Raw genomic sequence first — 18,832 nt, 5'->3', positions numbered from 1 at the left:
CCGTGACCGCTCAGGTGGCCGTGATCGTGCTCGTGGCGAGCAGGATCAGGATGACGATGCCGAGCAGGATCCGGTAGAAGGCGAACACCTCGGTGGTGTGCTTGGCGACGAACTTGATCAGCCAGGCGACCGACGCGTAGCCCACGATGAAGCTGACGATCGTCCCGACGATCACCGGCATCACGCCGACGTCGCCCTTCAGGGCCTCCGGCAACTGGAACACCGCGGCGCCGACCAGCGCCGGGATGCCCAGCAGGAAGGCCATCTTGGTCGCCGCGACCCGGTCCAGGCCGCGGAACAGGCCGGCCGTGATCGTCGCGCCCGAGCGGGAGACGCCCGGAATCAGCGCGAGGCACTGGATGACGCCCATCACGACCGCGTCGATCAGCGTGATCCGGGTCAGCGGCCGCGCCTTGCTGCCGAGGCGCTCGGCCGCGACCATGAAGAACGACCAGCCGATCAGTGACCCCGCGACCCACCACATGCTGCGCAGCGGGCCGGAGATGAGATCCCGGAAGAGGAACCCCACGATGCAGATCGGCAGCGAGCCGACGATCACGAACCAGCCCATCCGGTGGTCGAACTCACCCCGGTACTCCGGGTGGCGCAACCCCTTGAACCAGGCGACGGCGTACGTCCTGATGTCCTTCCACATGAACAGCACGACCGCCGCGATCGCGCCGAACTGGATCACCGCGGTGAAGGCCGTGATGGCCGGATCGTCGATCTGCTGACCGAGGATCTTCGAGGTGATCGTGAGGTGGCCGGTGCTGGACACCGGCAGGAACTCGGTGAGGCCCTCGACGATGCCGAGGATGATGGCGTCCCAAATCGTCATGGGGAGGTCAGTCACCGATCCCGGCGAGCTCGAGCGCCTCGGACACCGTGCGCAGCGCGGCGATCCGCTCGTCCACGGTCGACGCGAACGGGGTCAGCGTCAGCGTCGTCGCGCCGGCCTCGGCGTACGCGGTGAGCTTGTCGGCCATCCGCGCCTTGTCGCCGAGCAGCGAGATCGCGTCGATGAACCCGAACGGTACGGCGGCCATCGCCTCGCGGTGCTGCTTGGCCAGGTACAGGTCCTGGACCTCCTTGGCCGCGTCGGCGTAGCCCATCCGGACCGCGAGCTGGTTGTAGAAGTTCTTCTCCCGGCTGCCCATGCCCCCGACGTACAGGGCGGTGTAGCCGCGGATCGGGTCAGCGGCGGCCTGCAGGTCGTCGCCGACCATCACGGGCACGGTCGCGACCACGTCGAAGCCGTCCAGGCCGAGGCCGGGCTCGCGCGTCGCGCGGCCGGTCCGGATGTGGTTCAACTGTTCTCCCAGATAAGCGGGGTCGTTCAGGATGCCGAGCCAGCCGTCGGCGATCTCGCCGGCCAGTTCGAGGTTCTTCGGCCCGACCGCCGCAAGGTACACCGGTACGTGGTCACGCAACGGCCGGGTGGACAGCTTCAGCGCCTTGCCCGGACCGTCCGGGAGCGGCAGCGTGAAGTGCTTGCCGTCGTACGCGACCGTCTCGCGGCGCATCGCGGCGTTCACGATCGCGACGTACTCGCGGGTCCGCTCCAGCGGCTTGCCGAACCGTACGCCGTGCCAGCCCTCGGACACCTGCGGGCCGGACACGCCGAGCCCGAGCCGGAAGCGGCCCCCGGACAGCCGGTCGAGGGTGGCCGCCGTCATCGCGGTCATCGCCGGCGTCCGGGCCGGGATCTGCAGGACGCCGGCGCCGACGTCGATGGTCGAGGTCTCGGCGGCGATCCAGGTGAGCAGCGTGACGGCGTCCGAGCCGTACGCCTCCGCGGCCCAGGTGACCGAGAACCCGAGCTGCTCGGCCTCCTTCACCAGCCTGAGATGGTCGAGGTGGTCGTCGCCGCCAAGGACGAAGCCGATGTTGAGTCCGAGTCGCATGACAGGCGAGCCTAACGAGCCGTTCCCGGTCGTCCGCAATAGGCTCGGTGTATGCAGCAGCGCTATCTCGGTCACAGTGGTCTGGCGGTGAGCCGGCTCGGTCTGGGCACCATGTCCTGGGGCCGGGACACCGACGAGCACGAGGCCCGTGAACAGCTCGCCGCCTTCGTGGCGGCGGGCGGGACCCTGATCGACACCGCGGCGGCGTACGGGGACGGTGACAGCGAACGCCTGATCGGCACCCTCCTCGGCGACGTCGTGGACCGTGACGACCTGGTGATCGCGACCAAGGCGGGCTTCAGCGTACGGCGGGGCGAACGGATCACCGACACCTCCCGCGGCGCCCTGCTCCGCGATCTGGAGGGCTCACTGCGGCGGCTCAACGTCGACCACATCGACCTCTGGCAGCTGCACACCTGGTCCGACGACGTCCCGCTGGAGGAGACGCTGTCGGCGCTCGACCACGCGGTCAACTCAGGCAAGGTCCGGTACGTCGGGGTGTCGAACTACGTCGGTTGGAAGTCGGCCCGCGCCGTCACCTGGCAGCAGGCGTGGCCCGGCCGCGCCGTACCGGTGTCGAACCAGGTCGAGTACTCGCTGCTCGCCCGCGACGCCGAAGCGGACGCGATCCGCGCGGCCGGCGGGCTCGGCATCGGCGTACTGGCGTGGTCGCCGCTTGGGCGCGGCGTGTTGACTGGGAAGTACCGGACCGGCATCCCCGCGGACTCGAGGGCGGCGTCTCAGCATCTGTCCAGATTCGTCGACCCCTACCTCGACGGCCGCGGTTCGGGCATCGTGGAAGCGGTGGCCCGGGCCGCCGACGGCCTCGGCTGGAGCCCGCTCGAGGTCGCCCTGACCTGGGTCCGGGACCGCCCGGGCGTGACGGCGGCGATCGTCGGCGCCCGGACGGCGATGCAGTTGAAGTCGGTGCTGGGAACGGAGGAGCTCACCCTTCCGCCGGCCATCGCGGCCGCGCTGGAGGATGTGTCGTGAGGTAACGCCTGAAGTGACGGAGGTGCGGATGGCCGAGTACGAGCTGCAACAGCTGGAGTTGTCCCGAACAGAGTCCCGCGGCGCGGTCCGCCGCCTACTCACCGAACACGCCGAGTACGGCGGCTGGGAACTCGCCCGCCTCCGCCGCTACCCGGACGGCACCAGAAGAGTCTGGCTCCGCCGCCGAATCATCAAGGTCATGCGAACGCTCTGAACCTCATCCCGCGCGCGCTCCGCAGCCGACCTCCGGACGTCAGCTACGCCCGCTCCCGCCCAGGTTCCGCGCCTGTCTATCCTCGGTCGCACGTGATCTCAGTGCCGGAGAAGCAACTCCATCCCCGGCCCCTCCACCATGTCCGCGGCGGCCAAATCCTTACCCCGCAGCGGTTCGGTCAAAGACCCTGTTCTGATCTGGGACCTGGGTGGACTTCATTCGCGAGCGCCGATCGTACGACCGGTGGCGTGGAACAGGCCCATCGGCAGCGTGCCGACGGCCAGGCCGAGCAGCGCCCAGCCGGGGTACCGCACGGGATGCGCGCCCCACAGGCATAGCCCGGCAAGCGCCAAGCCCGACCAGCCGGCGAGCACGTTGACCACCGGTGAGGACCCGAAGACGGTCGGGAACCGCTCCGCCGTGATGCCCTTGGCGAAGTGGGGGTACGCGTTCGCGGCCAGCACGCCGGCCAGGGCTGCAAGCAGTAACGCCTGCCACATGCGGATCTCCATCCTGTTGGCATGAACGTGGTGCCATAGAATCGGACTTGTGACTCCGGTTAGAGAATACGGACTGACCACTCCGTTTGCAAGGAGTGGTCGATGACCTCCGCCCGGCCGCCGCGCGCCGACGCCCAGCGCAACCGCGCGCGAGTACTGGCAGCCGCGGAGCGGGTCTTCGCGGAACGAGGTACCGCCGCCTCGACCGAGGAGGTCGCCCGAGCAGCCGGCGTCGGTGTCGGTACCGTCTTTCGACATTTCCCCACCAAGGAGGCGCTGCTCCAGGCGCTCATCGTCCAGCGCCTCACCCGGATCGCCGCCGACGCCCGCGAACACGCCGCGTCGCCGGATCCAGCAGCCTTCTTCGACTTCTTCGCCGCCGTCGTCCGGGGCTCGGCAACCAAACTCGAACTCGCCGACGCGCTGGCCGAGTTGGGTGTCCACCCAACCGAGGCGGTCGCGCCGGTCGCCGAGGAGCTGACCGGAGCCCTGGCCGCTCTGCTGGAGCACGCGCAGCAAGACGGGGCCGTACGCAGGGACATCGGCGTCGGGGACGTCATCGCCCTCCTCGCCGGCGCCTCTCAAGCCCGCCGACACGCCGCCGACGACCGTCCTCTAGCCGTCATTCTCGACGGTCTGCGCGTTCCGAACGCCGAGTAGCACCAACCTCACACAGGTGAAGCCGACCTCGTCAAAGTAGAGAATCAGCAGAAGGTCTCCAAGTACGGCTGCCCTACCAGCTGGTGATGCCTCGGCTGCGGCGAGCCTCAGCCGACGAACGCGAGCGCGTTGCCGTCCGGGTCGCGCACGATGAAGTCCGTGCCGCCCCATGCTTGTTTGGTCAGCTTCTGCACGATCTCGGCGTCTGCGGCCAGGTACTCCGCGTACAGTTCGCGGACGTTCGGCATCTCGACGAACGCCATGATGAGCCCTTCTCGTTCCGCGGCACCGGCCGCGAACACCGGCGCGTGCACGAGCTTCAAGTGCAAGGTCGCGCCGTCGCGCGACACCGAGCCGTAGAACGGCGGGTTGCCGTGCAAGAAGTCGATTCGGAATCCGAGTTGGTCGCGGTAGAACGCGGCCGAGGCATCGACGTCGGCGACGTACAGCACCGGTTTCGCGACCGCCGTGTCCTGGGTCTCCGGCTGCTCGCTGGTGGAAGGGGCCGCTTCCGTGCCCGCCTTGAGTTCGGCCCAGCTGGCAATGCCCTCTTCGAGGGCGATGATCTCCTGGGCTTCGGTGAGCGGAAACTTCAGGGCAAGTGCTTCGCGGTCGGACAACGTGCGATAGCGAGCGAGCTGCCGGATGCGGCCGCCGATCGAGAAGTTGCCTTCGCGGTGCCAGCGGACGAGCAGTTTCGCCTGCTTCTTGTACGTTTCGAGCTTGGGCATGGCGCTCCCTCTTCGGTGATGAAGTAGGTGGGCCTTGCCCTTTCGGCTTGTTGCCGCTGCGCCCTACGACCGGGTGTGAACCCGCGCCTGCGACGCAAAGATTACCACCCCAGGCCGCGTGAGCGCCGACTCCACGTCACAGCTCGTGCCGGACCCAGACGTTCGGCTCGACGTACACCGCATGGTCGTGCTCGACATCGCACAGCACCGGCGCCAGCGCCTTCGGGACCAGGACCGGTCCCGTCCGGTCGAACGGCAGCCCGGTCCACTCGCGCCACTCGTCCAGCGTCCCCGCGATCACCATCGACCGCGGCGCGACCTGAACGATCGTCCCACCGGCGCGCACATGCACCCGCAGCCAAGGATCCACCGGTAGACCGTCCGCGCGCAGCTGCTCGACGTACTCGACCATCGGCACCGCCGGATCAGCCTTCCCGTTCGGCCGCACCGGCGCGTACAACGTGCTGTGCCCCTTGGCCTTGGCCGCCGCCTTCATCGCCGCGAGCATCTCGTACGACAAGCCCCGCCCCATGTGGCTCGGCCGGATCATGATCTCCAGCGCGCTGGACACGTTCGCCGCCCGCCCGCGATCAAGATCCTCGCACCCCCACTGCAGCACCTGGTCCCACCCGCCGGCCGGCAACTCCGTCCGATCGTCGTCCCCGAACGCGAACGCGATGCTCCGAGCATGCGCGACCAGCTCTCCGTCCTCGGTCGCGATCAAGCACTGATCGGCAAAGGCCGCCGTCACCCGCCACAGCAACGCGTCGGCGATCAGATCGTTCAGCATGAACCGCGGCCACACACCCCAGAAATCACCCAGGTACGGCGTGACCTCAGGCCGCTCCGCCAACGTGCTGATCACGATCTTCGCCATGGCTCGCAGTGTGGCACTCCGCCACCCCCGCCGGCACCGCATTTCCCGGCCGGACCAACAGGACCCCAAGAGCAACCGCGCTCGTCAGCACCCCAGCGCCGATCAACGTCGCCTCTGCCCCCACCGCCGCGATGATCGGCCCACCGACGAACAACCCCGCCGAGCTGCTCGCACTCACCACCACACCCTGCCCCGACAGCAGCGCCCGCCGTTCAGCCCCGTACGACGACCGCGTGATCAGGATCGAGATCGCCGCGATCCCCAGCACGACAGTCACGCCCGACAACGCACCGAGTACGGCGATCGCAGCCGGCGTCGTCCACACCCCCATCCCGACCCAGCACAACCCCATCACCGTCCACGCCACCGAGGCGACCGGAATCGGCGCAATCCGCCGTACGACGGCCAGCGACACCGCCGTCCCCAGCAACGCCCCGGCGCCGTACCCACTCATCCCTGCCGCAAGGTAGACCCCCGGCCGCCCCCGCTCAGCCCCGATCACCGACAACCCCAACGTGAACGCGAACCAGGTCAAGCACCCAGTCCCCCGCGCGACCCACCCGTACAGCACATCTTCTCGCCCCCGCAGACTTACCCGAATGCTCGGCGCAGGCTCCCGCTCGCCTGAAGCATGCGCCCCACTCTCCGGTCGGGCCGACGCGAGCGACCGGGCCCGCTCCCCCTTCACCGTCGCAGCCAGCCCGCCGGCCGCCAGCACCACCACGGCCTCGACCCACAGCACCGTGTTCGTCAGCCCAGCAGCCACCGCAACAGCCCCCACCGAAGGCCCAACCAACATGCCCGCCCGCCTAAGCCCGTCCTGCCACGTCAGCAGCAGCACGGCTCGATCCCGACCCAGCCGATCCCCCGTATCCGCCAGCAATGCCGACCGCCCCGGCGTCGACAATGCATCCGCACACCCGAGCAGCAGCCCGCTCACCATCAGCACCCACGGCCGCAACACCCCGTACGCCGCACACGCCGGCACGATCGCCAACGCCACCGCTGACACGACCGCAACCGCCGCAAGCCGGGGCCCCGAATCCACCCACTGCCGCGCCCGTCGGGCCCACCAGGGCGACAGGATCACCGGAATCCCCGCAGCACCCCCGACCAGCCCCGTCGCAGCGATCGACCCGGTCGACTGCAGTACGACGAGCGGCAGCGCGATCTGCGCGAGCCGGAACGCGAAGTCCGCGACCGCACCCCCAGCCAGCAGTACGACGGCGTCCCGGCGAGCATCCATACCCGCGATCCTCGTCGCGCCGGCAGATCCCAGGTAGTCGGCAAGACTTGCCCTTCGGCCATAGCCTGTGCCTATGGCCTCATCACCCAGTCCTTCGGTCGACGACCTCCGCCTGGTCCTCACCGTCCACCGAACCGGCTCGGTCGGATCCGCCGCCCGCGAGCTACGGATCTCCCAACCCTCAGCCTCGCAACGCCTCGCGCGCCTCGAACGCGCCTGCGCCGCCAAGCTCTTCGACCGAGACACCCGCGGCGCCCGCCCGACCACCGCCGGCCTCGAGCTCGCCCGTCGCGCCGAGCACATCCTCGGCCACCTCGACGAGGTGTACGACGCCACCCGCGCCGCCGCGACCGGCACCCGCCTCGTCGTCGGCACGTTCGCCAGCCTCGCGCCGATCCTCTTCCCGGTCCTCGACGCCGAGCTCGCCGGCGTCGACCTGGAGCAGCAGGTCGACCACGGCCACTACCTCGTCGAAAAGGTTGCCGAAGGCACCATGGACGCCGCCTTCATCGCGATCGCCGACCAGATGGTCCTCCCCCGCGGCACGGTTGCCCGTACCGTCGGCCGCGACGAGCTCGTCCTCTTCGCCCCAGCCGGCGCCGACGCCCCAAGCCGCGGCAAGCAGCCCCTGAAGAACCGCCCGATCCCGTTCTCCACCTACGACCGCGGCGCCGAAGACCTCCGCACCCGCCTGATCGCGCTAGGCGCGACCCCACGCCGAGGCGTGACCCTCGCCACCACCATCGCCATGGCCCGCCGCCGCACTCACCTGGCCCTGATCCCTCGCAGCGCCCTGGCCGCCGAACTCCACCCCGGCGAACGCCTGCTCCCCGCCCCGTTCCGCTACCGCCTCACCCTGTCGGTAGTCACCCGCACCACCCCACCGGCGCCGCTCATCAAGCTCCTCCCGACCTTGAGATCAGCCCTCAACCTCACACGCTGATCCCCGGGCGGACGTCAGCCCGCCGACCAGGTCGTCACTCCCGATGCCTGGGGCTGACCCCAGCGGCACCACTTCATCGCCACGTCGCATCGCCGCGTGTGCCGACGTACGTCCAACTGTCCTTCCGACCGAGCCGCTCTACCAGTCCAGCGGTGCCGCGACGAACGGCTCGTTCTCCGGTGCTTCCTTGCGGGCCTTCAGCTGGGCGATCGCGGCCTCGCCGACCGGCACCCGGAACGGCACCTCGGTGTTCTCGACCGCATCGGCAACGACCGTGGCGAACTCGTCAACGGTGACCGGCGCGGTCCGGAAGCCGGCGAGCTGCTCCAGCATCGGGTAGTACGGGTCGTCCTTATCGAGGAACACCTTCGCCCGTTTGGCGCCGCCCGACGACACCGCGCCAGGCTCGAACACCTGCACCTCGACCCCGAAGTGACGCACCTCGATCGCCAGGCTCTCCGCGATCCCCTCCAGCGCCCACTTCGACGCCGAGTAGGGCCCGATCAGCGGGATCGCGACCCGCCCTTGCACGCTCGAGATGAACGCGATCCGCCCGGCCCCGCGCCGGCGCATCTGCGGCAGGACCGCCTGGACCACGCGCAGAGCGCCGAACGTGTTCAGCTCGAACAGCCGACTCACCTCGTCCAGCGGAACCGTCTCGAGCGGAGCGCGAACCGTCGCGCCGGCATTGCTGATCAGTACGTCGACCTCGCCCGCGGCCGCGATCGCGGCGTCGACGGACGCCTGGTCCGTGACGTCGAGCTGCAGCCGCTGCGCGGCAGGCACGTCATCGAGCGACGACAGGTCGCGTGCGGTGGCGATGACCTCGTGGCCGCGCTTGGTGAGTTCGTCCGCGAGGCCGCGGCCGATGCCGCGCGACGCGCCGGTGATGAGTACCCGTGCCATGAGTTCGATCCCTCGTTCGTAGACGAAGCCAATTCTTACTATGTCACCCACCATACATACTCAAGCAACAAACAAGACCCTCCGACTCGATCCGCCCAGCTCAGCGAACGGTCTTCTCGTACGCCAGCAGCGAGGCCTTGACCGCATCCCAAGGAGCCGCACTGCGGAACGCCCGCGACGTGACCATGGCGCCTTCCATCCCGGCGACCACAGCGTCGGCCAGCGAGCGCGCGGCGACGCGATCGATGCCGAAGGCCACGAAGTGGAACCCCACCCGGTCGACCATCTCCGCGAAGCCGCTTCTGCTCGTCTCGGCGAGCTCCGCGACATCGTGCGGCCCTTCGACCACCAGCGGCGCAATCCCGCATCCACGCGAGAAATCACTGCTCAGCATGCCGTCCCGGCCGGCATCGACGTACCGTCCGATCAGCTCCCCCGCCGAGGACGACTCAGCCGCGAGCTCGTCGATCATCGCCACTTGCAGGTGAGCGTGCGACGCCGCCGCCTCGACAGCCAACTGCGACTTCCCGCCGGGAAAGTGGAAGTACACCGACCCCTTCGGCGCCCCACTCCGCTCGAGAACGTCGGAGATCGCCGTCGCGTTCAGCCCACGCTCACGAATGAGACCCCGAGCCGCCTCGATCATCTTCCGCCGAGCATCACTTCTCCGTGGCATGACCGCCCCACCTTCTATATATGCTGCAAGACATAATACCAGGCAAAATTCTCGCTCTGCTCATTCACGAAATCACTCGTCTGACCTCATTCGTCCCACCTGTCACAGATTTTCAGGCGGCTCGAACATCTGTTCGATCTTCCTGTAAACTGCTGCCATGGCCGGGCGGAACGAGCCGGGGCCGACGGCCCTGCGCATCATGCTGGGCGCGCACCTGCGACGACTGCGGGAGCGCGCCGGAGTCAGTCGCGCCGACGCGGGGTGGGCGATCCGCGGCTCGGAATCGAAGATCAGCCGGCTCGAGCTCGGCCGGGTCAGCTTCAAGGAACGCGACGTCCTCGACCTGCTCACGCTGTACGACGTACGCGACGAGCCCGAGCGCGACCGCCTGGTCCAGCTCGCCCGCGACGCGAACACCCCGGGCTGGTGGCACCAGTACGGCGACGTCACGCCGGACTGGTTCGACGCCTACCTCGGCCTCGAGGCGGCGGCCGAGCTGATCCGCACGTACGAGATCCAGTTCGTTCCGGGGCTGCTGCAGATCCCGGAGTACACCCGGGCCGTCGCGCAACTGAGCGCGACCGGCGACCGGTCCGACGTGGAGATCGAGCAACTCGTCGCACTCCGCCGGACCCGGCAGGTGATCTTCGACCGCGAACCACCCGTCAAGCTCTGGGCGATCGTCGAGGAATCCGCCCTCCAGCGCCCGATCGGCGGGCCCGAGGTCCTCCGCGCGCAGCTCAACGCCCTGCTCGAAGCGGTCAAACGCCCGAACATCACCCTCCAGATCATCCCCACCACCAGCGCCGGCCACGCCGCCTCCGGCGGAGCCTTCACCGTCCTCCGCTTCCCGAAGCCCGACCTCCCCGACGTCGTCTACCTGGAACACTTCACCAGCGCCCTCTACCTGGACAAACGCGACGACGTCGACGCGTACACCAAAATCCTCGACACCCTGGCCGCGTCAATCCCCCCACCGCAGGAGACGCCGGCCCTTCTCAAAGCCCTACTCCGCAAGGTCCGCCGGCCGAAGCCCTGACGCACCTGTCAGGTCCGTCAGCTCCGCGAGGGTCTCGCGCAGGATGTCGACGATGTCCGCGTCCGGCCCGTCCACCCACCGCTCGAAGGACACTCGGAAGACCGTGACGCCGGTCTCCGCCGCCAGAGCCGCGCGGGCGGACGGGACGCCGCGCTCGCGAAGCGCCGCGCCGAAGGCTGCGACCAGCGAGGCCATCTTGATGAACTCCCGTTCGCGCAGCTCGGGAGTCGCCGCGATCACCGCCTGCCGGCGGCGCGAGTGATCGTGCCGGCCCTCGAAGAACTCCCCCGCCGCAAGCACCCCCGCGGCGACCGCCTCCATCGGCCCGGCCTCCACAGGCGTGGCCACCAAAGCGGCGACCATCACCTGCTCGAGGCCCTCCGAGCCCGCGAACAGCACCTCGCGCTTGTCCGCGAAGTGCCGGAAGAACGTCCGCGCGGTCACCCCGGCCCGGTCGGCGATCCCGGCGACCGTCGTGCCGTCGTAGCCCTGCTCGGCGTACAGCGCCATCGCCGCTTCGCGCAGCCGTCCTGCCGCGTCCGGTTCCCAGCGCACCATGCGACCGATCCTAGTCGATGTCATCGTGTGACATCAGCGGTGTAACCTGAGTGATGTCACACGATGACATCACTCGGAAGGAACCACCGATGCGCGTCTTCATCACCGGAGCGACCGGCCACCTCGGCTCCGCCCTCGTCCCGGAACTCCTCCAGCACGATCACCAGGTCGTCGGCCTGGCCCGCTCCGCCGCATCCGCCGCCCGCCTCACCGGCTGGGGTGCGGACGTCGTCCGTGGCGACCTCGACGACCTCGACACCCTGCGCACCGCCGCCACCGCGGCCGACGGCGTGATCCACCTCGCCTTCCGCCACGACGCGATGCAGGTGGGCGACCTGGCCGGCGCCGCCGACTCCGACCTGGCCGCGCTGCAGACGATCGCCGACGCCCTCGCCGGCACCGGCAAACCACTGGTCGGTACGTCGGGCACAGGCCTGCTCGCCCCCGCGGGGCTCGACCGCCCCGGCACCGAGGACGACGTCCTCCCCGACGGTTACCGCATCGACGCCGAGAACTTCGTCGTCGACCTGGCCGGCAAGGGCATCCGCTCGTCGGTCGTCCGGCTTCCGATCGTGCACGGCCCGCTCGACACCGGCTTCATCGTCTCGCTGGTCGAGTTCGCCCGGCGCAACGGCTTCTCGGCGTACATCGGCGACGGCACGAACCGCTGGTCCTCGGTCCACACCAACGACGCGGCCCGGCTCTACCGCCTCGCCCTCGAGTCGGCCCCGGCCGGCACCCGGCTGCACGCCGTCCACGACGGCGGCGTCGAGTTCCGCCAGATCGCCGAGGCGCTCGGCCGCGGACTCGACCTGCCGACCCGCTCGATCACGGTGGACCAGGCACCCGAGTACATCGGCTACCTGGCCCACTTCGCCGCGATCGACAACCCGACCACCGCAAACCGCACCCGCGAGCTGCTCAACTGGCGGACGCAGGAGATCGGCCTCCTCGAAGACCTTGCCCTAGGCCACTACTTCCAGTAGGCCTAGCCCAGTACGGGGGCGATCGTCTTCGTGCGAGCGCCCTCGTACGCCGCCAGCAGGATCCCGAGCACGGCGATGCCCTCCTCCTCGGTGTGCAGCGGACGCGTCTTCCCCAGCAGCGAGTCGGCAAAGTGCCCGATCTCCGCGACGAACCCGTCGACCGGCGCCAGCTCGATCGTCTCGACCTCACCCGACCGCGGCCGGATCGTCAGCGAGTTCCCGTCGCTGTGCAACGCACCCTCCGACCCGACGACCGAGAACCGCTCGGTCACGGCGGCCGGCTGGTAGGCCCAACTCGTCACCAGCTGACCGACCACACCGTTGTCGAACCGCACCAGCACCTGCGCCGAGTCCTCGCCCTCCATGAACTTCAGCCGGTGCGTCGACAGCATCGCGGTCGCCTCGACCGGCTTCCCGCCCGCCAGGTGCAGCAGCAGGTACGTCGGGTGGTAGCCGGTGTCGATCAGCTCGCCACCACCGCTCGTCGCGGCGCTCGCCCGCCACCCCATCGTCGACGGGTCGAAGTCGTTGTAGAAGCTGTCCGTCGTCCGCACCTCGTACACGGTCCCGATCGTCCCGGCCTCCAGCAACTCCTTGGCCTTGGCAACGGCCGGCAGGAACAGCTGGTTGTGCGCACACATCAGCGTCACGCCGGCCGCCGTAACAGCAGCCCGTACGTCGACAGCCTCGGCCGCCGTCAGGCACAGAGGCTTCTCGCACAGGATGTGCTTCCCGGCCTCGGCCGCGGCGACGATCGCGTCCCGGTGCAGGTGGTGCGGCAGGCAGATGTCGACCGCGTCGAGCTCCTCGACCTCGAGCATCTGCCGGTAGTCCGTGTACGGCGTAGCGCCCAGCTCCTCGGCCCGGGCGGCTGCCGTCTGCTCGAGCGCGTCGGCCACGGCGGTGATGCCGATCCGCGCGGCGTGCTCGCGGTACCCGCGAATGTGGGCGCCGGCGATCCCGCCGCCGCCGATCAGTCCGACCTTGATCTCCGGCATGTCAGCTCCCCGATCCGGCGTACTGGACGACCTTGCCCTGGGCCGCGGCTTCGTTGGCCGCGACCACCAACCGGGTCAGCTCGACGGCCCGCGCGATGTTGTCGTCGGCCCGCGTGCCGTTGGTGATGTGGTCGACCCACTGACCGAACGGATCCAGGCTGTGCTCGGGCACAGCCACTTGCCGTCCCTCCCCGAACGCCGGTCCGAAGACCCGCAGCACGTTGCCGTCGTCGGTGTAGGTCAGGCTTCCGGTGGTTCCGAAGAGCTCGATCGTGAAGGGATTGCCGCTCGCGAACCCGGCCTCGATCACGCCGATCCGCTGGTCGGCGTACCCGACCGTCACCACCGCGTTGTCCTCCAGCCCGAGCCCCGCGACCGACCGGTAGACAGCACTGACGGTCTCCGGCGCCGACCCCAGGAAGAGTTGCGTCAGGTAGACCGGGTGGCACCCCAGGTCGGTGAGCGCTCCCCCGATCGCGGTCTTCGGCTCGAAGAAGCGCTCGGGCAGCCATCCCCCCTTACCGCCGTCCGACACCGCGCCGTCGTGCGACAGCCGGACCCGGCCGTACGTGATCGTGCCCAGGTCGCCACTGTCGATCACCTCGCGGATCGCGTTCGTGTAGCCGTGCGCGAGCCGGGGCAGCGAGACGACGAGCTTCACGCCGTTCGCGTCGGCCGCGGCGACGATCTCCTCGGCCTCGGCCACCGTCGGCGCCAGCACCTTCTCGGTGAAGATGTGCTTCCCGGCGTTCGCGACCTTCACCATCAGGTCGCGGTGCACGTCGGTCGACGTGGTCACGGTGACGCCGTCGAGGTCGTCGCGGGCCAGCAATGCGTCCAGGTCGTCGGTGTACGGCACGCCGAACTTCTCCGCGCCGGCCTGACCGAGCACCGGGTCGTCGTCCCACACCGCGACCAGCTCGGTCCCCGGATGTTCCTGCGCTTGCCTCGAGTAGTCCCCAGCGTGCACATGCCAGAATCCCAGGGCCGCGATCTTGAGCGGTTTCGACACCATCTTCTCCCTCGCACCAGGTCGGGTTCAGTGGAAAACGATCTCCCGCTCTACCTAACCCCGCCGGACCCCGTCCTGCGGGCCGATCCGGCGGTTTGTCTCAGCATCCGACCGAGTTTTGGAAACGATTCCGATCTGAGGGTAGCCCGTACGCCGAGCGACGCGCCGATGCGTCAGCCGTCGTACTCGACGATCGGCCGGACCTCGACCGCGCCGTACCGGGCGGTCGGAATCATCGCCGCCCACATCTCGGCCGCCTCGGCGTCGGCCACGTCGACGAGGTAGTAGCCCGCCAGCACCGGCGTACCGGTGGCTCCGCCCTTCTCGCTCGTCGTCTCGCCGTCGCGCACCCGCACGGTCCGGGCCCGCGCAACGGAGTGGAAACCGGCCTCGTGCACGAACACGCCGGCCTTGCGGACGGCGGCGTCGAAGGCCAGCCAGTCGAGCAGTTCCTCCTTGGTCGGACCGGCGACGGCGGGGTCGTAGTAGTACAGCAACGCGAACTGCATGTGAGTCCTCCCAGGTGTCCGCACCAGTCAACCGGACAACGGTTGCACAGCCACAACCCCTTGACAGCTCGTGGTCAGTTGACAACGATGTGTCACGTCACCGCCCATGACAAGGTTGTCAGTGCCGCCTGCCAGGCCGACGACCCGCTCCGCCCCCGGTGTGCTCATGGGCGAATTCCGTGTAAGTGAGGACCGGAAGGAAACACCCATGAGGAAATTCCAGCGCGTGACGGTGCTGTTCGCGGCAGTGGCGGCCACCGTTCTCGGATCGGTTCCCGCGGCGTCGGCGTACGACCAGCCGGAGACCGCACCGACCACCCAGACCATGACGACCGCGGCCGAGGACAGCCACGGCACCGAGGCTCACGGCGTCCAGCTGGTGCCCGGTAAGGCCGCCCCGATGCCGGCCAAGATCCTCGGCTGGGACGTCCCGAGCGCCCGCTCGTACACGATCACGGCGTCCTGCTCCCAGTACGCCGGCCAGATCCGCCAGGGCGCGGCCGCCTGGAACGGCCTGACCGAAGGCGGCGGCACCCCCGTCTCCTGCCAGGACGGCTACATCACCGACTGCGGCGCCGGCACGGTGATCGGCTGCAACTACGGTGCCGGCCAGCGCATCACCCTGGTCGCCAGCGCCGTCGGCGACGTCGCGCTGCTCGCGGCCCACGAGTTCGGCCACGACTGGTACGGCCACTCCGAGTCCGGCTGCGCCAACTGGAACAGCCCGGCCGAGGTCATGCGAACGTCCATCTGCGGCTGACCGCTTCATCGATCTGCGGCATCCGTCGGGCGCAGGGTCCCGACGGATGCCGCAGCTTCATGCCCGGATCCCACCCATGTTGCAGCCGCCGCCCGTTCCCCGTTACAGGTTGTCCACAACCATCCACAGATTGTGCATCGAGCCTCCCGGAGCCTGTGGACAGAGCCCCGGACCCACCGTCGATGACCGGCTCGGCAGATAACCTCGCCATACCGGTGACACGCACCGGGGGCGGGGAACTACTATTGAGCCCGTGGGCTTGACGCCCCCGCACCGCTGATCCCGCCGCGACCACTTCGCCCGGGGCTGGAACTCACGGCCATCTACCCGTCGTCCCGTACGACAAGCCAGTTCCGCCGGAGGGTCCTCGGCCGCTCGACGAGTCGATGAACCGTGCTTGCACGCCGGTTGGTCGGACCGACGACGGCGTACGGCGGTGCTGTTGTGCCGCGGCACCGTGCCGTGGTGGCTCTGAGGAGGATTCTTGGCCAACCGAGGTCGTCGCCAGACCGGGACCGACGCGCAGCGCGGCGGTTCGTCCGGTGCTTCGCGTGGTGGTTCGACGAGCGGTGGGTCCCGTGGGGGCTCGGCCGCCGCTTCGCGCGACGGGGCCGGCAGTTCGGCCGGCGCGCGCGGCAGCTCCAGCACCGGGTCAGGTGCGCGAGGAGGGTCCAGTGGCGGTTCGCGAGGCCCCTCGGACGGAGTCCGGAGCGGGTCCGCCAACGCGTCACGGGGTGGATCGGGCAGCGGAGGCTCGCGGTCCGGCTCCGGTGGCGGCCGCGGCGGAGCCTCGCGGAGTACCGGTGGCGGGTCCCGGGGCAGCACCGGCGGCTCGTCCCGCGGGTCGGGTGGCGCTTCCCGCGGTGGATCGGGCGGCGGGACGCGGCGCAAGCGCCGTACCGACGATGCCGACGGCCTGATCCCGGTCCTCGCGCGCGCCGTACGGGAGGTCGAGGCCGCTGTCGAGCGCGGCGCGATCGTCCCCTCGATCCGGACAAAGTTCCAGGTCATCGGCCTGCTGGTCCGCCAGGAGCGGGCCCAGGTCAACAGCGACGCGACGGCCACCGACGCCTACCGCGCCGAGCAGCTGCGGCGACTCGACGGGGTCGCGACGATCCTGGCGAAGACCGCCGCCCGGGAGCCCTCGCTGCTCGCGCTGCTCGCCGAGGACGCGGTGATGTCCGAGGCGGCCGTGGCACTGCAGCGCGAGATGCTGCTCGCGGCCGGCCTCGAAGCACCTGTGGAAAAGCCCAAGCCGGTCGAGCAGCCCACCGAGGCCGCCCCGCCGCCGCGCCAGGTCGTGCCGCAGTCGGTCGTCTCCCGCCAGTTGGCGAACCCGTTCCTCGCGCCCGACTTCTCGGCCGCGCCGCAGAAGGAGGCCAAGCCGCGCCGCCTGGCCGGTTGGGAACTGATCGGTCCCCTACTGCGGTCGTTCGAGCAGGCCGGCGCTTCCGCCAGCATGTCCCTGCCCGCGCCGGCCTCGCTGCAGGCTGCGGGCGACCGTGAGCTGATGCTGCACCAGGCCCAGCTGATCGCCTCCGCCGCAGAGGGGCACCGGACCTTCCTGCTGGCCGACGAGCCCGGCCTCGGCAAGACGGCCCAGGCGCTGCTCGCCGCGCAGGCGGCGCAGGCCTACCCGCTGCTCGTCGTCGTACCGAACGTCGTCAAGACGAACTGGGCGCGCGAGGCCGACCTGTGGACGCCGAAACGCAAGGCGACCGTGATCCAGGGCGACGGCGACACCATCGACGGCTTCGCCGACATCGTGGTGGTGAACTACGAGGTGCTCGACCGGCACGTCGGCTGGCTGGTCGACTTCGGCTTCCGCGGCATGGTCGTCGACGAGGCGCACTTCATCAAGAACAAGAAGTCGCACCGCTCCCGCAACGTGCTGCACCTGTCCGAGCGGATCCGCTCGCGGACCGCGCGACCGTTGCTGATGGCACTGACCGGTACGCCGCTGATCAACGACATCGAGGACTTCACCGCGATCTGGCAGTACCTGGGCTGGATCGAGGAGCGCTCACCGGGCGCCGTCCTGATGGAGAAGCTCGAGGAGACCGACCTCACGCCGGCCGACCCCGCCTTCTACCCGGCGGCCCGGTCCAGCGTGATCGACATGGGCATCGTCCGACGCCGCAAGGTCGACGTCGCCGCCGACATCCCGGCGCGCCGGATCGCCAACCTGCCGGTCGAGCTCGACGGTTCCGTCGGCCGCTCGATCCGCGAGGCCGAGCGGGAGCTGGCCGGCCGCCTGGTCGCCCGGTACCGGCTCGCCCTGGAGACCCGCAGCTCCGGTGTCGTCGTGGACGGTATCGACCACGCGCTGGTCCACCAGGTCGCCGAGTGGGAACGCACCGAGATGTCGACCGCGAAGACCGGCGAGAACGTCTTCACGCTCGTCCGGCGGATCGGCAAGGCCAAGGCCGGCCTGGCCGCCGACTACGCGGCCCAGCTGGCGCACAACGTCGGCAAGGTCGTGTACTTCGCCCGCCACATCGAGGCGATGGACACCGCCGAGCAGCTGTTCGCCGACCGCGGCATCAGCTACGCGTCGATCCGGGGCGACCAGTCCCCCACCGCCCGGCAGAAGAACATCGACGCGTTCGTCAACGACCCGGACGTCTCGATCGTCGTCTGCTCGCTGCTGACCGCCGGCGTCGGCCTGAACCTCCAGGTCGCGTCGAACGTCGTACTGGCCGAGCTGTCCTGGACCAACGCCGAGCAGACCCAGGCGATCGACCGGGTGCACCGGATCGGTCAGCAGGAGCCCGTCACGGCCTGGCGCGTGATCGCCGCCCAGACCATCGACACCCGGATCGCCGACCTGATCGACAGCAAGGCCGGCCTGGCCGCGGTCGCCCTGGACGGCGCCGACGCCGACGAGCTCGCGACCACCGACATCCAGGTCGAGGCGCTGGCCACCCTGCTGACCAACGCGCTGGAATCCCAGTAGCTGAACTGCGAATTTCTGGCCGCTGACCCGGCAATGCCGCGACATTCCGGGTCAGACCAGAAATAGCCGGCCGGTGTAGACCACTTTAGGCCACACCGTATACACAACGGTAAATCGGCGCCTGACCTGCGCGGACGCAGGTAGTTGCCTCCAGCACCTTTTCCGGGGTGCGGCCGCCTTCGCAGGAAACCTCCCAGATTTCAAGGGTTTGGGCCGGTTCAGAATTTCGAGACTTTTGAGTCCTTTCAACGGTTTAGCCCTCCGGACCGGGGGTAGATCGGGAAAGTCGAAGGACCGGACAAGACTCGGGAACTGGATTTGGGAGGGAACCCTTGTCAACGCAAGCCCCGCCGGCACGCGCCAC

20 protein-coding genes are annotated in these 18,832 nt (G+C 69.5%); 8 read left to right on the top strand and 12 right to left on the bottom strand.

Going from position 1 to position 18,832, the window contains the following annotated elements:
- Positions 1–10 precede the first annotated feature (10 nt).
- Together ACLQ2O_RS25985 and ACLQ2O_RS25980 are read right to left on the bottom strand one after the other, a co-directional pair.
- Entirely contained in the window at positions 11–838 is an 828-nt protein-coding gene (locus tag ACLQ2O_RS25985; RefSeq protein ID WP_425835823.1) for an undecaprenyl-diphosphate phosphatase, read from the bottom strand.
- Between the two features lie 7 nt (positions 839–845).
- Positions 846–1,904: an LLM class F420-dependent oxidoreductase gene (locus ACLQ2O_RS25980; protein WP_425835821.1), complete on the bottom strand. Its 1,059-nt coding sequence runs from the start codon at positions 1,902–1,904 to the stop codon at positions 846–848.
- 51 nt (positions 1,905–1,955) lie between these two features.
- Between ACLQ2O_RS25980 and ACLQ2O_RS25975 the strand changes: the two genes are divergently transcribed.
- On the top strand, positions 1,956–2,897 hold the full coding sequence (locus ACLQ2O_RS25975) for an aldo/keto reductase (protein WP_344171208.1): 942 nt from the start codon (positions 1,956–1,958) through the stop codon (positions 2,895–2,897).
- A gap of 28 nt (positions 2,898–2,925) precedes the next feature.
- A complete protein-coding gene (locus ACLQ2O_RS25970) occupies positions 2,926–3,111 on the top strand; it encodes a DUF5703 family protein (protein WP_425835819.1) in 186 nt (61 codons plus the stop codon).
- Between the two features lie 215 nt (positions 3,112–3,326).
- Here ACLQ2O_RS25970 and ACLQ2O_RS25965 read toward each other — a convergent pair whose 3' ends face one another.
- Positions 3,327–3,611 carry a hypothetical protein gene (locus ACLQ2O_RS25965; RefSeq protein WP_425835817.1) on the bottom strand — a complete coding sequence of 95 codons (285 nt, stop codon included), beginning with the start codon at positions 3,609–3,611 and terminating at the stop codon, positions 3,327–3,329.
- A 102-nt stretch (positions 3,612–3,713) separates the two neighbouring features.
- On the opposite strand from ACLQ2O_RS25965, the gene ACLQ2O_RS25960 reads away from it, so the two are divergent.
- Positions 3,714–4,271 carry a TetR/AcrR family transcriptional regulator gene (locus tag ACLQ2O_RS25960; RefSeq protein ID WP_425835816.1) on the top strand — a complete coding sequence of 186 codons (558 nt, stop codon included), beginning with the start codon at positions 3,714–3,716 and terminating at the stop codon, positions 4,269–4,271.
- Positions 4,272–4,378: 107 nt separating this feature from the next.
- Here ACLQ2O_RS25960 and ACLQ2O_RS25955 read toward each other — a convergent pair whose 3' ends face one another.
- The 3 genes from ACLQ2O_RS25955 to ACLQ2O_RS25945 all read right to left on the bottom strand — a co-directional run bounded on the left by ACLQ2O_RS25955 (position 4,379) and on the right by ACLQ2O_RS25945 (position 7,125).
- The gene (locus ACLQ2O_RS25955) at positions 4,379–5,002 is read right to left on the bottom strand and encodes a glyoxalase superfamily protein (RefSeq protein WP_425835814.1); all 624 of its coding nucleotides are present in this window, start codon (positions 5,000–5,002) and stop codon (positions 4,379–4,381) included.
- A gap of 136 nt (positions 5,003–5,138) precedes the next feature.
- Complete coding sequence (locus ACLQ2O_RS25950) at positions 5,139–5,879, bottom strand: N-acetyltransferase (protein WP_425835812.1); 741 nt, start codon at positions 5,877–5,879, stop codon at positions 5,139–5,141.
- Positions 5,839–7,125, bottom strand: coding sequence for an MFS transporter (locus ACLQ2O_RS25945; RefSeq protein WP_425835810.1), 1,287 nt, complete (start codon positions 7,123–7,125; stop codon positions 5,839–5,841). Before ACLQ2O_RS25945 ends, ACLQ2O_RS25950 begins: the two co-directional genes overlap by 41 nt.
- 73 nt (positions 7,126–7,198) lie before the next feature.
- Here ACLQ2O_RS25945 and ACLQ2O_RS25940 point away from each other — a divergent pair, with 73 nt between their 5' ends.
- Positions 7,199–8,068 carry a LysR family transcriptional regulator gene (locus tag ACLQ2O_RS25940; RefSeq protein WP_425835808.1) on the top strand — a complete coding sequence of 290 codons (870 nt, stop codon included), beginning with the start codon at positions 7,199–7,201 and terminating at the stop codon, positions 8,066–8,068.
- Between the two features lie 138 nt (positions 8,069–8,206).
- Here ACLQ2O_RS25940 and ACLQ2O_RS25935 read toward each other — a convergent pair whose 3' ends face one another.
- Positions 8,207–8,974: an SDR family oxidoreductase gene (locus ACLQ2O_RS25935; RefSeq protein WP_425835806.1), complete on the bottom strand. Its 768-nt coding sequence runs from the start codon at positions 8,972–8,974 to the stop codon at positions 8,207–8,209.
- 100 nt (positions 8,975–9,074) lie between these two features.
- Positions 9,075–9,650, bottom strand: a complete 576-nt coding sequence (locus tag ACLQ2O_RS25930; protein ID WP_425835804.1) for a TetR/AcrR family transcriptional regulator — start codon at positions 9,648–9,650, stop codon at positions 9,075–9,077.
- A gap of 157 nt (positions 9,651–9,807) precedes the next feature.
- Between ACLQ2O_RS25930 and ACLQ2O_RS25925 the strand changes: the two genes are divergently transcribed.
- A complete protein-coding gene (locus ACLQ2O_RS25925; RefSeq protein ID WP_425835802.1) occupies positions 9,808–10,689 on the top strand; it encodes a helix-turn-helix domain-containing protein in 882 nt (293 codons plus the stop codon).
- Here the strand turns inward: ACLQ2O_RS25925 and ACLQ2O_RS25920 are convergent.
- The gene (locus tag ACLQ2O_RS25920) at positions 10,657–11,247 is read right to left on the bottom strand and encodes a TetR/AcrR family transcriptional regulator (protein WP_425835800.1); all 591 of its coding nucleotides are present in this window, start codon (positions 11,245–11,247) and stop codon (positions 10,657–10,659) included. The two genes, ACLQ2O_RS25925 and ACLQ2O_RS25920, sit on opposite strands and share 33 nt — an antisense overlap.
- 89 nt (positions 11,248–11,336) lie before the next feature.
- Between ACLQ2O_RS25920 and ACLQ2O_RS25915 the strand changes: the two genes are divergently transcribed.
- Positions 11,337–12,233, top strand: a complete 897-nt coding sequence (locus ACLQ2O_RS25915; protein WP_425835798.1) for an SDR family oxidoreductase — start codon at positions 11,337–11,339, stop codon at positions 12,231–12,233.
- Positions 12,234–12,235: 2 nt separating this feature from the next.
- Here ACLQ2O_RS25915 and ACLQ2O_RS25910 read toward each other — a convergent pair whose 3' ends face one another.
- The 3 genes from ACLQ2O_RS25910 to ACLQ2O_RS25900 all read right to left on the bottom strand — a co-directional run bounded on the left by ACLQ2O_RS25910 (position 12,236) and on the right by ACLQ2O_RS25900 (position 14,752).
- Positions 12,236–13,231 carry a Gfo/Idh/MocA family protein gene (locus tag ACLQ2O_RS25910; RefSeq protein WP_425835796.1) on the bottom strand — a complete coding sequence of 332 codons (996 nt, stop codon included), beginning with the start codon at positions 13,229–13,231 and terminating at the stop codon, positions 12,236–12,238.
- 1 nt (position 13,232) lies between these two features.
- On the bottom strand, positions 13,233–14,243 hold the full coding sequence (locus ACLQ2O_RS25905; RefSeq protein ID WP_425835794.1) for a Gfo/Idh/MocA family protein: 1,011 nt from the start codon (positions 14,241–14,243) through the stop codon (positions 13,233–13,235).
- Positions 14,244–14,416: 173 nt separating this feature from the next.
- Complete coding sequence (locus tag ACLQ2O_RS25900) at positions 14,417–14,752, bottom strand: YciI family protein (RefSeq protein ID WP_425835792.1); 336 nt, start codon at positions 14,750–14,752, stop codon at positions 14,417–14,419.
- 208 nt (positions 14,753–14,960) lie between these two features.
- On the opposite strand from ACLQ2O_RS25900, the gene ACLQ2O_RS25895 reads away from it, so the two are divergent.
- Both ACLQ2O_RS25895 and ACLQ2O_RS25890 read left to right on the top strand, forming a co-directional pair.
- Positions 14,961–15,512, top strand: a complete 552-nt coding sequence (locus ACLQ2O_RS25895; RefSeq protein ID WP_425835790.1) for a hypothetical protein — start codon at positions 14,961–14,963, stop codon at positions 15,510–15,512.
- A gap of 484 nt (positions 15,513–15,996) precedes the next feature.
- Positions 15,997–18,468, top strand: a complete 2,472-nt coding sequence (locus ACLQ2O_RS25890; protein ID WP_425835788.1) for a DEAD/DEAH box helicase — start codon at positions 15,997–15,999, stop codon at positions 18,466–18,468.
- Positions 18,469–18,832 lie beyond the last annotated feature (364 nt).

This window comes from Kribbella sp. DT2 (assembly GCF_049844575.1).
In the GTDB taxonomy this organism is placed as follows: domain Bacteria; phylum Actinomycetota; class Actinomycetes; order Propionibacteriales; family Kribbellaceae; genus Kribbella.
This window is presented reverse-complemented; position numbering and strand designations above follow the sequence as displayed.

Bases quoted from the DNA above. Each gene is read 5' to 3' on its own strand.
- ACLQ2O_RS25915 (WP_425835798.1), top strand. From the start codon at position 11,337: ATGCGCGTCTTCATCACCGGAGCGACCGGCCACCTCGGCTCCGCCCTC.
- ACLQ2O_RS25945 (WP_425835810.1), bottom strand. From the start codon at position 7,125: ATGGATGCTCGCCGGGACGCCGTCGTACTGCTGGCTGGGGGTGCGGTC.
- ACLQ2O_RS25900 (WP_425835792.1), bottom strand. From the start codon at position 14,752: ATGCAGTTCGCGTTGCTGTACTACTACGACCCCGCCGTCGCCGGTCCG.
- ACLQ2O_RS25925 (WP_425835802.1), top strand. From the start codon at position 9,808: ATGGCCGGGCGGAACGAGCCGGGGCCGACGGCCCTGCGCATCATGCTG.
- ACLQ2O_RS25980 (WP_425835821.1), bottom strand. From the start codon at position 1,904: ATGCGACTCGGACTCAACATCGGCTTCGTCCTTGGCGGCGACGACCAC.
- ACLQ2O_RS25935 (WP_425835806.1), bottom strand. From the start codon at position 8,974: ATGGCACGGGTACTCATCACCGGCGCGTCGCGCGGCATCGGCCGCGGC.
- ACLQ2O_RS25920 (WP_425835800.1), bottom strand. From the start codon at position 11,247: ATGGTGCGCTGGGAACCGGACGCGGCAGGACGGCTGCGCGAAGCGGCG.
- ACLQ2O_RS25955 (WP_425835814.1), bottom strand. From the start codon at position 5,002: ATGCCCAAGCTCGAAACGTACAAGAAGCAGGCGAAACTGCTCGTCCGC.
- ACLQ2O_RS25950 (WP_425835812.1), bottom strand. From the start codon at position 5,879: ATGGCGAAGATCGTGATCAGCACGTTGGCGGAGCGGCCTGAGGTCACG.
- ACLQ2O_RS25965 (WP_425835817.1), bottom strand. From the start codon at position 3,611: ATGTGGCAGGCGTTACTGCTTGCAGCCCTGGCCGGCGTGCTGGCCGCG.
- ACLQ2O_RS25910 (WP_425835796.1), bottom strand. From the start codon at position 13,231: ATGCCGGAGATCAAGGTCGGACTGATCGGCGGCGGCGGGATCGCCGGC.
- ACLQ2O_RS25975 (WP_344171208.1), top strand. From the start codon at position 1,956: ATGCAGCAGCGCTATCTCGGTCACAGTGGTCTGGCGGTGAGCCGGCTC.
- ACLQ2O_RS25985 (WP_425835823.1), bottom strand. From the start codon at position 838: ATGACGATTTGGGACGCCATCATCCTCGGCATCGTCGAGGGCCTCACC.
- ACLQ2O_RS25970 (WP_425835819.1), top strand. From the start codon at position 2,926: ATGGCCGAGTACGAGCTGCAACAGCTGGAGTTGTCCCGAACAGAGTCC.
- ACLQ2O_RS25940 (WP_425835808.1), top strand. From the start codon at position 7,199: ATGGCCTCATCACCCAGTCCTTCGGTCGACGACCTCCGCCTGGTCCTC.
- ACLQ2O_RS25960 (WP_425835816.1), top strand. From the start codon at position 3,714: ATGACCTCCGCCCGGCCGCCGCGCGCCGACGCCCAGCGCAACCGCGCG.
- ACLQ2O_RS25930 (WP_425835804.1), bottom strand. From the start codon at position 9,650: ATGCCACGGAGAAGTGATGCTCGGCGGAAGATGATCGAGGCGGCTCGG.
- ACLQ2O_RS25895 (WP_425835790.1), top strand. From the start codon at position 14,961: ATGAGGAAATTCCAGCGCGTGACGGTGCTGTTCGCGGCAGTGGCGGCC.